This is a genomic window from Streptococcus sp. 27098_8_86, from assembly GCF_041432595.1.
Taxonomy (GTDB): Bacteria; Bacillota; Bacilli; order Lactobacillales; family Streptococcaceae; genus Streptococcus; species Streptococcus pneumoniae_F.
The window spans coordinates 195,593-211,321 of record NZ_JAPVZW010000002.1; the positions used below are offsets into that span (position 1 = coordinate 195,593).

Consider the following 15,729-nt stretch of genomic DNA (forward strand, 5'->3'; position numbering starts at 1 on the left):
GCATAAGAAAAAATGAAAAGACAATATTAGAATTCTGTAATGCAGAAACTGATATTGTCTCTTTTTATTGATGAGTAATAATGAAAGTGAGAATTTATGGAATCAAAAGTTACAATTATCATACAAGAAATGTTACCACTTTTAAACAATGAACAATTACTAGCATTGCGAGAAAGTTTAGAACGACATCTAGTGGATGGAAAAAAGAAGCAAAAGCATTCGAATAATAATCTGTTGCAACTATTCATAACTGCTAAGCAGGTGGAGGGCTGTAGCGCAAAAACAATACGTTATTATCAGAGAACAATTGAAAATTTGTTTCATCATATTAAGGAGTCTGTGACACAACTGACAACAGATGATTTGAGAAGTTATCTAGCAAATTATCAGTCTGAAAAGGATTGTAGTAAGGCGAATTTGGACAATATTCGGCGTATATTGTCCTCTTTTTTTGCTTGGCTTGAGCAAGAGGAATATATTATCAAGAACCCTATTCGAAGGATAAAAAAAATTAAGACAGAACAAACTGTGAAAGAAACTTATACGGATGAACATCTGGAAATTATGAGGGATAACTGTGAAAATTTAAGAGATTTGGCAATGATAGATCTATTAGCATCAACAGGTATGCGTGTAGGTGAACTTGTCCAGTTGAATCGTTCTGATATTGACTTTGAAAATCGTGAATGTGTTGTATTTGGGAAAGGTAAAAAGGAGAGACCAGTATATTTTGATGCTCGTACGAAAATTCATTTGAGAAACTATCTCAATGATAGAAAAGATAACCATTCTGCTCTTTTTGTAACGTTAGTTGGGAAAGCCCAGAGACTTGGGATTGCCGGTGTCGAGATTCGATTGAGAAAGTTAGGACAAAAACTTGGAATACAAAAGGTTCATCCACATAAATTCAGAAGAACTTTAGCGACAAAGGCTATTGATAAAGGAATGCCTATTGAACAAGTCCAAAAACTACTAGGTCATAGCAAAATTGATACAACCCTTGCCTATGCTATGGTCAACCAAAGTAATGTCAAACATTCCCATCAGAAATTCATCTCTTAAATGCAAATCCCGATTTAACGAGATGTTTGGAGACTTATTTTTAAATGAATTTAAGTGGGATTATGCTTTGTTTAATGAGTTTGCAAAATTTGATACAAAAATGATTTACGATTTTAGCAATTTCATAGACTTACCACACATTGGAATAGATAGTATTGAAAAAAATACTGGAAAACTTATAGGTTATAGAACAGTGGGAGAAGATCAAATCAGTAGCGGAAAGTATTTATTTACTAATAAGCACATTATTTATAGTAAGATTAGACCAAATTTAAATAAAGTAGCACTTCCTGATTTTGTGGGAGTATGTTCAGCAGACGCCTATCCAATTCTAACAGTTGAAGAAAAAATGAATAGGATATTTCTTGCTCATGTGTTAAGAAGTGATTATTTTTTGAACTTTATTTTATCGTTTTCAAGTAGGACTAATTTACCTAAAGTTAATAAATCTAAATTGCTAAGTTTATGTGTCCCCTCCCCCCTCTTTCCCTCCAAAACGAGTTCGCAGACTTTGTGGCTCAGGTAGACAAATCACAATTTGCTTGTCAGATAGTTATAAAACTGTGGAGAAATAGCTTGAAATCTAGTATAATATAGCTATCTATTTATTCAAAGTGAGAGAAGAATGGGAAATTTTGATTTTCTTTTAAATAACGAAGAGTATAAATCTTTTTCAAAGCCCTGTATAGAAGCTGAAAGTATGATTGCGACATCCACTGTAGCGACAGCTTTCATGGCTCGCCGTGCCCTGGAGCAGGCTGTTCATTGGATTTATAGCCATGATTCCTATTTAGAAGCCCCTTATCGTGCTACCTTGTCTTCATTAGTGTGGGATGATGACTTCAGAGAAATCGTAGATTCAGAACTTCATAGTCAGATGGTTCTCTTGATACGCTGGGGTAATCATGCTGCTCATGGCGGAGAGATTAAGGAACGAGAAGCTATTTTGGCTTTGCATCATTTGTATCAGTTTGTTAATTTTATTGATTACTGCTACAGTAACGAGTTTGTGGAACGTTTTTTTGACGAGAAGTTATTGCCAATTTCAGAGAGTGTCAAGAAAAGAGAAACACCACAAGCCATGGTGGAACTGCAAGACAGTTTACCTGTTATGCCTGACTTTCATGAACAAATGGCTGTACAGTCCTTGGAAGTTCAAGAAAATTATACAGAAAAACGTGAAACTGCTGCTCAACGGCAAGAGGTTTCCTTTCATATCGATCAGTTATCTGAGGCTGAGACGAGAAAACTCTTTATTGATATTGATTTACGATTAGCGGGTTGGACATTTGAAGAAAATTGTCGAGTTGAAGTCGCTGTTAATGGACTGAAACACGGATCGGGAACAGGTTATTGTGATTATGTACTTTATGGTAAAAATGGAAAGATTTTAGCAATTATTGAAGCCAAAAAGGCTGCAGTTAATCCAGAAGTCGGTGAAGTACAAGTTAAGGAATATGCTAATGCGCTAGAGGAAAAAATAGGTTATCAACCGATTTGTTTTATTACAAATGGCCTCAAGCACTACATTCTTGATGGTGTAAATCGTCGCCAGGTCGCAGGATTCTATTCTCAAGAAGAATTGCAATTATTGATGGACAGACGACATTTGCAAAAACCATTGGAAGATATTTCTAGTAAAATCAGAGACGATATTTCTGGACGATATTACCAGAAACATGCGATTGCAAGTGTTTGTGAGGCTTTTTCTAACAATCGAAGACAAGCTCTTTTGGTAATGGCAACTGGTTCTGGGAAAACTCGTACAGCAGTCTCTCTTGTTGATATCCTATCACGTCACAATTGGGTTAAAAATATTCTCTTTCTAGCTGACCGAACATCTCTTGTAAAACAAGCTTATGATTCATTTAGGAAATTACTTCCAGATCTTTCGGTTTGTAACTTTTTAGAGGATAAAGCTGGGGCACGATCAAGTCGTATGGTGTTTTCTACCTATCCGACCATGATTGGAGCTATTAGTGATCAGGAAGAAGTCATTCAACGCCCTTTTACTGTTGGTCATTTTGATCTTATCATTATTGACGAGTCCCACCGCTCTATTTATCAAAAATACAAGACAATTTTTGATTATTTTGATGCTAGAATCGTAGGCTTAACGGCCACACCTCGTCAGGACCTTGATAAAAACACTTATGGATTTTTTAACTTGGAAAATGGTGTTCCTACCTATGCTTATGATCTTGAAAAGGCTGTTGAGGATGGCTACTTGGTATCCTATCATTCGATTGAAACAAAGTTAGAATTACCTACAGATGGGCTTCATTACGATGATCTATCCCAAGAAGATAAAGAATATTTTGATAGCCAATTTGAAGATGATAGTCTAGAAAAAGACATTGATGCTGGAGCTTTTAATTCCTTTATTTTTAATAAAGGTACAGTAGAGATTGTTCTAGATGAACTAATGACGAGAGGGATTCAGACGGCTTCGGGTGATGAGATTGGAAAAACTATCATCTTTGCCAAGAATCATCACCATGCGGAATATATTAGACAGATTTTTAATAAACGATATCCTGAAAAGGGGAGCGACTATGCTCAGGTGATTGATTATAGTATTAAACATTATCAGACCTTGATTGATGATTTTAAAATTAAGGAGAAATATCCTCAAATTGCAATTTCAGTTGACATGCTGGATACAGGTATTGATGTCCCAGAGGTTGTCAATTTAGTCTTTTTCAAGAAAGTTCGCTCAAAAACAAAATTTTGGCAGATGATTGGTCGTGGAACGCGTCTCTGTAAAGATTTGTTTGGACCTGATCAGAATAAGGAAAACTTCTTGGTATTTGATTATGGTGACAACTTTGAATATTTCAAAGCAGATCCGAGAGAAGGAAATGGACGTCATATTGTTCCCTTAACACAGCGTTTGTTTAATATCAAGGTGGACTTGATTCGTGAACTGCAAGACTTTCACTATCAAGAGGATCCATTTGCAAGAGAGTATCGTCAGCAACTCATCTCAGAACTTCATAGTCATGTAGAGGGCTTGAATGAGTTAGACTTTAGAGTTCGTATGGTCGTAGATATGGTTTATACCTATAAGAAATTAGAAAATTGGCAAAATCTTACAACGATTTCATGTGAAAATCTTCATACTCATATATCTCCTCTCATGTTTGATGAAGATAAAGAAAATGAAATGGCGAGACGATTTGATTTATGGATGTTAGAAATTCAAGTAGGACAACTAACCTCTAAGCCATCACGGACTCATATATCTCAAGTTATGAAAACTGCTCAGGCTCTTGCTTCTGTTGGCAATATCCCTCAGGTCTTTGTACAGGCTGAAATTATCAGGAAAGTGCAAGAACCTGAATTTTGGGAGGAAGTAAGCTTGTCTGAACTTGAAAAAATACGCCTTTCTCTAAGGGATTTATTGCAATTCTTAGATAAAACGAACCGAAAAGTATATTATGTCAATTTTGAAGATCGAATTCTTTCCACTGTATATGAAACCACTCCTTATTTGCAGGTAAATGATCTTCGATCCTATAACGAAAAAGTTGAGCATTATTTGAAAGCTCATTTGGATGAGGAAGCAATTTCTAAATTGTATCATAACAAGAAGTTGACTCCTCAAGATTTATTAGCATTAGAAACTCTATTATGGGAAAAATTAGGAAGTAAAACTGACTATCAGCAGCACTATGAGAACAAGGCTATTCCTAGATTGGTGCGGGAGATTATTGGTTTGAATAGAGAGGCCACTAATCAAGTGTTTTCTAAGTTCTTGTCAGATGAAAGCCTTAATGCTAAGCAAATTTCTTTTGTGAAATTGATTGTCGATTATGTCGTTGAAAATGGTTATATGGATAAGTCAATGCTGACACAAGAACCGTTTAAATCTTATGGATCCGTACAAGTACTATTTCAACATCAAATACCAGTATTGAGGAATATTGTCCAAACAATTGACTTAATCAATAATCGAGCTGAAGAAGTAGCTTGAATATAGAAAGAGAACTACCATGCAAACGCAAGAAGAAATGAATGTTCTGGTACCCGAAAAATTAGCAGAAATTGAGCGTGATTTCGATGTCACAGTTTTGTGGGCTATTGAGTCTGGTAGTCGTGCTTGGGGCTTTGAGTCTCCCGATAGTGATTTTGATGTGCGTTTCGTATACAAGCACAAGCAAGATTTTTATCTAAGCTTGAACGATCATCGAGATGTCATCGAACTACCAATTGACGATACTTGGGATGTGAGTGGCTGGGATTTGGACAAGGCTTTAAAGTTGCTTTATAAGTCAAATCCAACCCTCTTTGAGTGGTTACAGTCGCCAATCGTTTACCAGCAAGACGAAGGCTTTATTGACCGTATCCGTCCGCTTGTTAGTCAGTATTTTTCTGAGAAAAAGATGCTCCACCATTACTTGAATACTGCTAGAACTCAAATGAATAAGTATCTTTTAGGAGATAAGGTCAAACCTAAAAAGTATTTCTATGCACTTCGTCCTATTTTAGCTTGTCGTTGGATTGAAAAATATCATTCTGTTCCACCGATTTTGTTTGATGATTTGGTCAAAGAATTGCTCCCTGATGAAATGAAAGACCATGTGTCTAGCTTGCTTGATATAAAGGTAAAGGGACCTGAAGGAATGGAAATTGAGCCGATAGAGCCAATTCAGGACTTCATCATCAAAAATATTCAAGAGCTGGATGACTACGTCCAAAGTGTTACAGAGGAAAAGAAAGACTGGAAAGCTCTCAATCAATTTTTCCTTGAAGAATTAAGTCGTGACTGAGGTTAATTATGGGAAAATGGACTTGTAGATGTGGTCAAGCAATGAACGACCACAAAGCCCCTGATCCAAATGCTTATTCGGTTTATTCGGATGAGTTGTTTGAAGAAATTTTTAACAATACTGATGAACATGATAGAATTTCTTATGAAGACATTTCAGAGGCTTCCTTTTATATGTGGAAATGTCCCAATTGTGGTAGTTTTATGGTCTTTGGCGAAGAGGATAATACAGGTTGTTTCACTTTTTATGAGCGCCAGACAAGTGCAAAAGCAGAACCACTTTTCGCTCCTGATCAAGAGTTAAATATCGTTGTTGTTGAGTTTCAAGAGGGAGGAAATGGCTATACTTATATCTGCGATGACCCAAATATCCATATTGGGCATGCTGTCATTGTCCCAGTAGGGAAGGAAAATACTGAAAAAACTGCTTTAGTTGTGCAGAAGTACCATGCCCTACCAAAGGATATCACTTTTCCTGTTCAAAAGTTAAAACGTGTCATCCGTAGGTATTCACATTTCGACCCAATCACTTCGAAAAATGTTTGTAGAAATTTAATTAAGCTTGGAAGAATTCTTGATGCTTGTTCTAAAAACGCTAAACCTGTGCCTCAGCAAACATATTATGTTATCAAAACTCCCTTAGGCTATTTCTGGTTAGAATTAAATGGGGTTCCGATTCCAATGAAAATCACACAGATTCAAGTCAAAGACAAAAAGTACCAAGTAGATAGTGCCCTTTATATAAAACCTTCAGAAATTAACTGTAGAAGATTCTATGAACTAGAGTTGTGTGCTGATTTTGATATTGATGCCTCGAGATGGATCGATGTTCTCTCGGATGAAAATGTTTGGGGCAATAGCTGGGAACTAAATGGCCTTCAATTTGGTATTACTGCAGGGGAGTCTCCAGAATTTGAAGACGAAGTTGTTGCAAGAAAATATAGTCGTATTCCACTTTATTATGACTGGCACTCTGAATTTGAAGATTATTATGGATTCAGCTTAGCTTGGAAAAAATACGAGTCTGATAGCGATTTGTCAATAGATTTTTATACAACATAAGAAAGTTATAAAACATCAAAAATGACATCTTACTATAGACTATTTAACAAAAAACGAACAGGCTCTTCTTACTTAATCAGAAGAGAACTTGTTCGTTTTGTTTTTTATGTCTTTATCTCGTTTTTTAAAACACGCGATACACATAGGGATTTTCTGGTTTATCGACTTTGGTAAAGCTGTCGATTTCCAAGGTTGGGAGGTTTTGTTTGAGTTCTTTATGGTAGTGATTGACCAGTTTTCCTTTGGCTGTTATCCAGGTGTTATTCTCATATTGACGGGTATTTCCCTTGGTCAGCAATCCATAGACACCAGAATCCGCGATACAATGGATAATGCCGAAGCGGAACAGGAATTGGCTATTGGCATGACTGGGGTCGTTATAGACAAAGCCTGTGAACTGGACTGTCTTGCCCTCAAACTCATCTGGATAGTCGTAGATAGCCTCCATGACTTCCATATAGTTTTCGTTGGTGATCTGAATACTATCTTGGGATAAGTATTTATCCGCCGCAGTTCGCATTTCCTTTTCATAAGCTGATTTTGAAAAATAAGAACTGGTATCTGGTTTCAAATATTGGCTTGTCGTCCCTTCGCTTGTCTGAATGGCTTGATCCGTGCCTTCTGATAAGGGGAAATGATAGCCTTTTGCTGAAACGGTCTGAGAATCCAAGCTAACAGTTGGAAAAGTTAAGCCGACTACAATTGGAATGGCCAGAAGAGCAATACTCGTCACCTTTGCCAATCGGCTATTCAGATGACTGTGGGTTTTGACTTGCTTCATCCAGATATACAATTGAACAATAGCCAAGATAAAGGAAAGCACCATGGAAATATAGGCCAGATAGGAATAGTGCATGTTGATGTACTGGTTTAATTTGCCCGATAAATGGAGGTAGATGGTCAGTTCAAGATAGCCAGCTAAAACTAAAAATCGAATCATAGGATGACTCCAATCAAGAGAGAATACACTAAGACGACAAGAGTCACAATCGTAATAAAGTGACTGATAAATCGTGCTTTCAAGTAATTTTTCATCATGAGAATATTTTTGATATCCAGCATTGGGCCAATGACGAGAAAGGCCAGAACTGGTGCCAATCCGAAACTTGAGAGAAGAGAAGCACCGATAAAAGCATCCGCCTCACTGCAGAGAGAAAGAAGAAAGGCCAAAAGCATCAAGAGCAGGATGGCAAAAAGAGGGGTTGCGCTGATAGAAGTAAGAATACGAGTCGGAACATAGACCTGTATCATAGAGGCAAAAAGACAGCCAAATACCAAATAGCGTCCCATATCAAAAAACTCATCAATGGCTTGCACAAAAACCTGAAAAACTTTTTTTGCAGGGGTCAAGTGAGAAAAATCATGTTCATGACAGACCAAACGATTTTCTTTTTGAATCGATTCTTGCCAGAAGAATCCTAGAAAAATCCCAAGTATCACAGCCACTACAATGGAACCTAGAGCTCGTAATAGAGCGACATGGAAGGAGTTGCCAAAGGCAGAATAGGTCGCAAATAGAACAATAGGATTGATAACAGGTGCTGTTACAAGAAAGGGAACGGCTGTGTAACTGGGAACCTTCTTTTCCAGAAAACGATTGATAATGGGGACAATTCCACATTCACAAGAGGGAAAAAGTATCCCGACAAAGGTCCCAAAAAAGATTCTCCCCCAACGATTTCGAGGGAGAAAATGATAAACCTTGTCAGGTGTGATATAAACCTCAATCAACCCTGAGACAATGCTTCCTATCAGAACGAAGGGGAGGGCTTCAATGATTATAGAGAGAAAAATAGCCCCAGTCTGAAGCACGCTAGATGGGAGTTGTTGAAAAGCAGTCATCTAGTTTTTCTTTTCTACTTTAGCTTTTTTCTCTTTGTCATCAGGGAAAGTAACTTGTTTCAAATCAGGGAGTTTGGCAAACTCTTCAAACATCTTGTCCAAGTCGTCTCGTTTTGTAAATTTTACAGCCATAGGTGTACCTCGATTCTAAATTCTACCTCTATTATACTATTATTTTGAGGAAAAAGGAAAAGTTAAAATTGAGTATCAAACGAATAATAGAGCGTGATATATCCTAATATACACTATGATTGTGATATAATAATTGTGGAATAACGGAGGAAATGATGGAACACGAAAAAATCGGTCAGGTGACCGACGAAGTAAAAGAAATTTTTAATATTGTTCTTGAAGCTAGTGATATCAAAGTTAACAAAGAAGGTTTGAGAAGCCATATGATAAAACGCCATCACAATGATGTGATTCATCATATCGAAGATCTGGAACTCATATTAAGTAATCCAGATTTCGTTGGGGTCAATCCACGAGAGAAAGATGCTAGTTTTGAATACGTAAAAAGATTTGATGATAATGTTCTTGTTGCCATCAAGTTACATAAAAGTGGCGATTTCTTTTATGTTCCGACCATGTATCGCTTACAAGATTACAAGTTACAAAGTCGTATTAAGTCTGGTAGATTGAGAAAGCTTGACAAAAAAAGTAGATAGTGCTAGAATAACATTAACGAAAGACATTTGAGGGCAGAAAGGTTCCTGCCGCACCTTGAAGAAGGTATCTGAGATGCTGGGTACACCGACCAGCCAAGTGTCCGTTATTTCAAAGGAGGGGCTTAAATGCTCCTTTTTTGTTTAAAATTTCAAAATAGATTACACTAACCGCAGGCTCAGGCTTGAGGTTTTTTTATTTGCTCTGAAAATTGATTCGTTAACTTCAACAAATAGTTTTATAAAGCGTTTTGTAAAAAATAAAAACAGTGAAATTACTCATAGATTCTTTTGTAATCTAGTAGAATTCTAAATTGAAACCTTCTCAATGAATAGAATATTGAAATGAAGTAAATTTATTTCCCAACTTATGTTTTAAAATTGTAAGAGGTAATTTGAAACGTTTAGCTTATGGTATAATAGGTTTATGGATAAAAAATATTTAAAAATTTCCCAAGATTTGGGTGTGACCTTAAAACAAATTGATACTGTCTTGTCTTTAACAGCTGAAGGGGCAACTATTCCCTTTATCGCGCGTTATCGCAAGGACATGACTGGTAGTCTGGATGAGGTGGCGATTAAGGCTATTATTGACTTGGATAAAAGTCTGACCAACCTCAACGACCGTAAGGAAGCTGTCTTAGCTAAGATTCAAGAACAAGGCAAGCTGACCAAGGAATTGGAAGAAGCTATCTTAGCTGCCGAAAAATTAGCAGACGTAGAAGAACTCTATCTACCTTTTAAAGAAAAACGTCGGACTAAGGCAACCATTGCCCGTGAAGCTGGACTCTTTCCTCTTGCTCGCTTGATTTTGCAGAATGTAACTGACTTAGAGAAGGAAGCTGAAAAGTTCGTCTGTGAAGGATTTGCGACTGGCAAGGAAGCCTTAGCTGGTGCAGTTGATATCTTGGTCGAAGCCTTATCGGAGGATGTCAATTTACGTGCTATGACTTATCAGGAAGTGCTGAGACACTCTAAACTCACTTCTCAAGTCAAGAATGAAAGTCTCGATGAAAAGCAGGTTTTTCAGATTTATTATGATTTTTCAGAGACAGTTGGAAATATGCAGGGTTATCGTACCTTGGCCCTCAATCGTGGGGAGAAGCTAGGTGTCTTGAAGGTCGGTTTTGAACATGCGACGGACCGTATTCTTGCCTTCTTTGCTACTCGTTTCAAGGTGAAAAATGCTTATATTGATGAAGTGGTTCAGCAATCCGTTAAGAAAAAAGTCTTGCCTGCTATCGAGCGACGTATTCGGACAGAATTGACTGAGAAAGCGGAAGAAGGGGCTATCCAACTCTTTTCTGACAACCTGCGCAATCTCCTCTTGGTTGCTCCACTGAAAGGGCGCGTGGTTCTTGGATTTGACCCAGCCTTTCGTACAGGTGCCAAGCTAGCTGTCGTGGATGCAACAGGAAAAATGCTGACAACTCAGGTTATTTATCCTGTTAAACCAGCATCAGCTCGTCAAATCGAAGAAGCTAAGAAAGATCTGGCAGACTTGATTGGTCAGTACGGCGTGGAAATCATTGCCATCGGAAATGGTACTGCTAGTCGTGAAAGTGAAGCCTTTGTGGCGGAAGTTCTTAAAGATTTCCCTGAAGTCAGCTATGTTATCGTCAATGAAAGTGGTGCTTCGGTCTATTCTGCCAGCGAACTTGCTCGTCAGGAATTTCCAGACCTAACCGTTGAAAAACGTTCTGCTATTTCTATCGCACGTCGTTTGCAAGATCCTCTTGCAGAGTTGGTCAAAATCGATCCTAAGTCAATTGGTGTCGGTCAATATCAACACGATGTCAGTCAGAAGAAACTATCTGAGAGTCTGGACTTTGTTGTCGATACAGTGGTAAACCAAGTCGGTGTCAATGTCAATACAGCCAGCCCAGCTCTTCTCTCCCATGTCGCTGGACTCAATAAAACCATTTCTGAAAATATTGTCAAATACCGTGAGGAGGAAGGAAAAATCACTTCACGCGCCCAAATCAAGAAAGTTCCTCGTCTGGGGGCCAAGGCCTTTGAACAGGCAGCTGGTTTCCTCCGTATCCCTGAAAGTAGCAACATCCTTGATAATACAGGAGTTCACCCAGAAAATTACGCTGCCGTTAAGGAACTTTTCAAACGTTTGGACATTACAGACTTGAATGAAGAAGCCCAAAGTAAACTCAAGTCCCTTTCAGTCAAGGATATGGCGCAAGAGCTAGACCTTGGTCCAGAAACTCTTAAAGATATCATTGCAGATCTTCTCAAACCAGGTCGAGATTTCCGTGATTCCTTTGATGCACCTGTGCTTCGCCAAGATGTCCTAGATATCAAAGACCTAGTGGTAGGTCAGAAGCTAGAAGGTGTGGTGCGTAATGTCGTTGATTTCGGTGCCTTCGTTGATATCGGGATTCACGAGGACGGTTTGATTCATATTTCCCACATGAGTCGCAAATTTATTAAACACCCTAGTCAAGTGGTATCCGTTGGTGATTTGGTGACAGTCTGGGTTAAGAAAATTGATACTGAACGTGAAAAAGTCAATCTGTCGCTCCTCGCTCCAAATGAAACTGACTGATTATGTTAAGCAGGTTTCACTAGAAGACTTCGGCAGACCTTTTATCCATCATGCCCAGTGGAATTCTCGTTTACGTTCGACAGGTGGGCGATTTTTCCCAAAAGATGGGCATTTGGATTTTAATCCCAAGGTTTATCAGGAATTAGGGTTAGATATTTTTAGGAAAATTGTCCGACATGAACTCTGTCATTATCACCTCTATTTTCAAGGGAAGGGCTATCAACACAAGGATAGGGATTTTAAGGAACTGTTGAAAGCAGTGGATGGATTACGCTTTGTGCCCTCCTTGACAAATAGCCACTCCAAACCACTCAAGCTTTATCGTTGTCAATCCTGCCAACAAAGGTATCAGCGCAAGAGAAGGATTGATACTAAACGCTATCGCTGTGGAGTTTGTCGAGGTAAATTGCTACTAATAAATCAGCCTGAGGACTGATGAAAGCCGAGCCTACCCGTGATATACTATGTCTAACATAGCAGAAAGAGGAAATATCATGAACAGTAAATTTTATAAAATGAGAAGAAATCGCATGATTTCAGGAGTTCTGGCAGGTCTGTCAGACAAGTGGAACTTTGATGTTACCCTTGTTCGTTTTCTATTTGCTATTTTTACAGTCGCAAACTTTGGACTTGGCGTGATTATCTATATCATCCTAGCTTCTATCATGCCAACCAAGGAAGAAATCGAAGCAGAAATGTACGGAACAGGCCCACGTAAACGCAAAGAAGCTCAAGCCATTGACGATAATGAAGGCTGGTTTTGGTGAGGTTTAACAGGAAATATTTATTATTTGCACTATGTTACTTAAAAGAAGTAGCATAAATGATGAAAATCCCTTGTCGCTACATAGCCACAAGGGATTTTGGTATTTAATTATAATCTGTTTCGTCTTTAGAAAGCCGAATTATCTGATCAGCCATTTTCCAAATACTAGGATTGTGAGTTGCGATGATAATTGTTCTATTAGCATTACGAAGTTCAAGGAGAATTTCCATAATTTCCTTGGAATTTTTAGGATCTAGTGAGGCGGTTGGTTCATCAGCTAGAATCAAAGGAGGATTTTTCAGGATAATTTTGGCAAGTGCTACACGTTGAGCTTCACCACCAGATAATTCATAGATTTTTTGGTTGAGACTTAGATAATCCAGTCTTACAGCTTGCAGTGCTTGAAGAAGAAGTCTTTCTTTTTCTTGTTTCTTGTTCTTTTTTTTACCAATCATTCCCAGCTCAAGGTTTTCTCGAATGGTCTGACTTTCTAATAGTCCAAAGTTCTGGAAGAGATAGCCAAGTTCGTTACGATAAAATTCCTCATTTTTTATTGAAGTCAAAGGATTTCCTTTGTAAAATATTTCCCCTTTATCGAAAGTCTCTAGTTTTGCTAGCATATTCAGCAAAGTGGTTTTGCCACAACCACTATCTCCTATCAATGCATACACCATACCACCTTGAAAATTAAGACTCAAGTCTGAAAAAATGACACGAGAACCAAATTGTTTCCAAATATGTTGTAATTCAATCATACTATCCTCCTTTGATAATGCTAGCATAAGTTTTACTTTCCTTTTTATCACAGATTTTCAATAGAGAAACAGCTAAACCTGAAAAACTGAGAAATAAAATCAGGGTAATCCAGATATTCTTAGAAATAATGAAAGCTAGACTACTTCCGACAAAGAGAGCTATTATTTGAGAAGTGATATATCTACAGTGTAATTCAAAGAAATAATAACCAGCTATTTTTTTCAAGAATATGGTTTTGCGAAAGGCTTCAAAATAGAGTAGGTTTAAACTTGTAAAAAGTAAAATTGAAGTCAAGATAGCAAAAATACCACTCGCTAAATTACTATAAATTTCGATTTTAATTTTTTGATTTAACTGGAGGTAGGTCTCTCTAGCAAAGGATAATCCTGAAATCATAGGATCAAGTTGATAGTACTTCAAAAGTTCTTGTGTTTGCTGTAAATCGGTAAAATAGAGATATTCTAGATTCGTAAACCAAAATATAGAAGAATCTTTTCCAAGTGCCTTAGGAGAAACTACGATAAAAATAGGGGTTGACAACCATTGATCATAAGAAATATGGGTAGTATTATAAATGAATACATCTTTTTTTTGATCAGTATAAGTTATACTAACTTCGACTCTATGCTTTGTATCACTATTGTATAATCGATTAGTTAAATCTTCTTGTATGTTTTGTTTTATTTGTTCCTCATTTTTCTTTTGTTCTTGAGGTAGTATTACAAGAACCTGTCCATCTTTTAGATTATTGATTTTTTTAAAGGTTTCTGATGTTAACTCTATACCTTCTTTTTTGAAGTAGTCAGGTGTTACATAGAGCATATTTTTCCCTTCCAAGTCATAGGGATTTTGTTCAGAATCATTATGACTTGAAAGAGAATGTTTTATAGCTTGAATAGCGAGATTATGTTTGACTAGAAAGGCATTTCCATTTTCTAAAGAATATTGAATAAAGTCAAACCATTTATTAGCATTCATTTTGAGTTCATCTATATTTTTTCTTTGACTTGAACGACCTGTTTGAAGATTAACAATATTGGAGTGTTGTTTCCAAGTAGCTTGTCCAGCCTCATTTTTCATAAATATATGATGATCAATGGACAAGCGCCCAAATCCTACAATAACTAATAAGATAGACAGAGCTTGACCAAAGTAAAGAATACGTAAAATTGACTTAATTGGTAATTTTCCTTTAATGATAGAGATAAGATGAACTCTTTTTAAAGAAATAGTAAAAAGAAAAGCGATGAGAAGACTTAGCAAGAGAAGCAGGCTATTATAAAAAATAAATAGTATTACTAAAAAAGTCTGAATTTCATAAGGATAGCCTAGGTAAATTACTAAAACACTAGCTATTAGGAAAGCAGGCAAGCCGAAAAGAAGGATATCAAGTTCGTCTCTTATGATAGAACGAAAGAAGAGATTTCTGAGACGTTCTCCATTAATCAGTCTTATTCCTGATTGAGAGAGAGATTGAATCTGTCCGATAACAATAAGTGATAAAAAGGTTAATAAAAAAATGAAAAGACTAGTAAGTTGATTGGGTTGGGCAATGAGGGTCAATACGAAGGAGACTCTATTATTTTCAAATGTGTTAACTTTTTCTAGTCCAAGTTGTTTAAGGTGAACAGCTAATTCTTGATTTGTTAGCGATCCACTGATAATATTGTAATTGTTGAGAAGATTACTTTTATTGATACTTTCTTGACTTGCTTGAGGCATCCAGTCTGGAAGTTTCCCATCTCCAAAAACTTCGTAGTAAGTTTGTGATTTTCCATCACTATCTACTTCCCAAATGGTTCTTGCGATAAGACTATTATGTTCTTTAGCAAGACTATTTAATTTTTCCTTAACGGTAGAATAATCTGCTTGTCCGCTTAATACTGCTGCACCTGGGAACAGGGTTTGTGGAAGAGAGTCTTTCCAAAAGGACAAAGCACCAATCAGAAAGAGTGCAAGAAGAAGATTGCTGATGAAGAGAAATATACGTTTCATAGGAACCTCTTTCTAAAAAAGAGGGAGATCAACCTCCCTCTTCATTGCAGTTATGCGAATTATAGCTTACTACTTTTTAAAATAAGCACTAAAAAACTAAAGCTTTACAAGGTGTCGAAGAAAACCCTTTCATAATTTTATTTTGCTCTTTTTTTAAAAATAAAACAAGTGATGATAGGACTTCGTATAGTAGATATTTTCAAAAAATTCTCCAATCTTACAAAAATGTAAGATTAAAGTCTCTTTTGTAAGG

General features: G+C 37.0%; 13 protein-coding genes and 1 pseudogene. 9 read left to right on the plus strand and 5 right to left on the minus strand.

Annotation, left to right across the window (positions count from 1 at the left end):
- Positions 1–96 precede the first annotated feature (96 nt).
- The 5 genes and pseudogenes from xerA (at position 97) to O3616_RS02820 (ending at position 6,895) form a co-directional block, all read left to right on the plus strand.
- Positions 97–1,062 (plus strand): site-specific tyrosine recombinase/integron integrase, encoded by a 966-nt coding sequence (gene xerA / locus O3616_RS02800; protein WP_261016902.1) that lies wholly within the window; start codon positions 97–99, stop codon positions 1,060–1,062.
- A 451-nt stretch (positions 1,063–1,513) separates the two neighbouring features.
- A pseudogene (locus O3616_RS02805) lies at positions 1,514–1,659 on the plus strand (restriction endonuclease subunit S); the annotation flags it as partial.
- A gap of 28 nt (positions 1,660–1,687) precedes the next feature.
- Entirely contained in the window at positions 1,688–5,038 is a 3,351-nt protein-coding gene (locus O3616_RS02810; RefSeq protein WP_371638031.1) for a DEAD/DEAH box helicase family protein, read from the plus strand.
- Positions 5,039–5,057: 19 nt separating this feature from the next.
- Positions 5,058–5,834 carry a nucleotidyltransferase domain-containing protein gene (locus O3616_RS02815; protein ID WP_049487086.1) on the plus strand — a complete coding sequence of 259 codons (777 nt, stop codon included), beginning with the start codon at positions 5,058–5,060 and terminating at the stop codon, positions 5,832–5,834.
- Between the two features lie 8 nt (positions 5,835–5,842).
- Positions 5,843–6,895, plus strand: coding sequence for a hypothetical protein (locus tag O3616_RS02820; protein WP_371638032.1), 1,053 nt, complete (start codon positions 5,843–5,845; stop codon positions 6,893–6,895).
- Between the two features lie 124 nt (positions 6,896–7,019).
- On the opposite strand, the gene O3616_RS02825 is transcribed toward O3616_RS02820, so the two are convergent.
- Genes O3616_RS02825 through O3616_RS02835 form a run of 3 tightly spaced genes read right to left on the minus strand, consistent with a single transcriptional unit; the run spans position 7,020 to position 8,869 of the window.
- Positions 7,020–7,835, minus strand: coding sequence for a TIGR03943 family protein (locus O3616_RS02825; protein ID WP_371638033.1), 816 nt, complete (start codon positions 7,833–7,835; stop codon positions 7,020–7,022).
- Positions 7,832–8,737, minus strand: coding sequence for a permease (locus tag O3616_RS02830; protein ID WP_371638034.1), 906 nt, complete (start codon positions 8,735–8,737; stop codon positions 7,832–7,834). The genes O3616_RS02825 and O3616_RS02830 overlap by 4 nt, the downstream gene beginning before the upstream one ends.
- Positions 8,738–8,869 (minus strand): SPJ_0845 family protein, encoded by a 132-nt coding sequence (locus O3616_RS02835; RefSeq protein ID WP_050390233.1) that lies wholly within the window; start codon positions 8,867–8,869, stop codon positions 8,738–8,740. It abuts the gene before it with no gap.
- A gap of 155 nt (positions 8,870–9,024) precedes the next feature.
- Between O3616_RS02835 and O3616_RS02840 the strand changes: the two genes are divergently transcribed.
- The 4 genes from O3616_RS02840 (at position 9,025) to O3616_RS02855 (ending at position 12,726) form a co-directional block, all read left to right on the plus strand.
- Positions 9,025–9,405 carry a PBECR2 nuclease fold domain-containing protein gene (locus O3616_RS02840; RefSeq protein ID WP_371638035.1) on the plus strand — a complete coding sequence of 127 codons (381 nt, stop codon included), beginning with the start codon at positions 9,025–9,027 and terminating at the stop codon, positions 9,403–9,405.
- Between the two features lie 424 nt (positions 9,406–9,829).
- Entirely contained in the window at positions 9,830–11,959 is a 2,130-nt protein-coding gene (locus O3616_RS02845) for a Tex family protein (protein WP_371638036.1), read from the plus strand.
- Positions 11,946–12,395 (plus strand): SprT family protein, encoded by a 450-nt coding sequence (locus O3616_RS02850; RefSeq protein WP_371638117.1) that lies wholly within the window; start codon positions 11,946–11,948, stop codon positions 12,393–12,395. Before O3616_RS02845 ends, O3616_RS02850 begins: the two co-directional genes overlap by 14 nt.
- Positions 12,396–12,453: 58 nt before the next feature.
- Complete coding sequence (locus O3616_RS02855) at positions 12,454–12,726, plus strand: PspC domain-containing protein (RefSeq protein ID WP_001085044.1); 273 nt, start codon at positions 12,454–12,456, stop codon at positions 12,724–12,726.
- A 103-nt stretch (positions 12,727–12,829) separates the two neighbouring features.
- On the opposite strand, the gene O3616_RS02860 is transcribed toward O3616_RS02855, so the two are convergent.
- Positions 12,830–13,480, minus strand: coding sequence for an ABC transporter ATP-binding protein (locus tag O3616_RS02860; protein ID WP_371638037.1), 651 nt, complete (start codon positions 13,478–13,480; stop codon positions 12,830–12,832).
- Position 13,481: 1 nt separating this feature from the next.
- Positions 13,482–15,476: a DUF1430 domain-containing protein gene (locus tag O3616_RS02865; RefSeq protein ID WP_371638038.1), complete on the minus strand. Its 1,995-nt coding sequence runs from the start codon at positions 15,474–15,476 to the stop codon at positions 13,482–13,484.
- Positions 15,477–15,729: the final 253 nt, after the last annotated feature.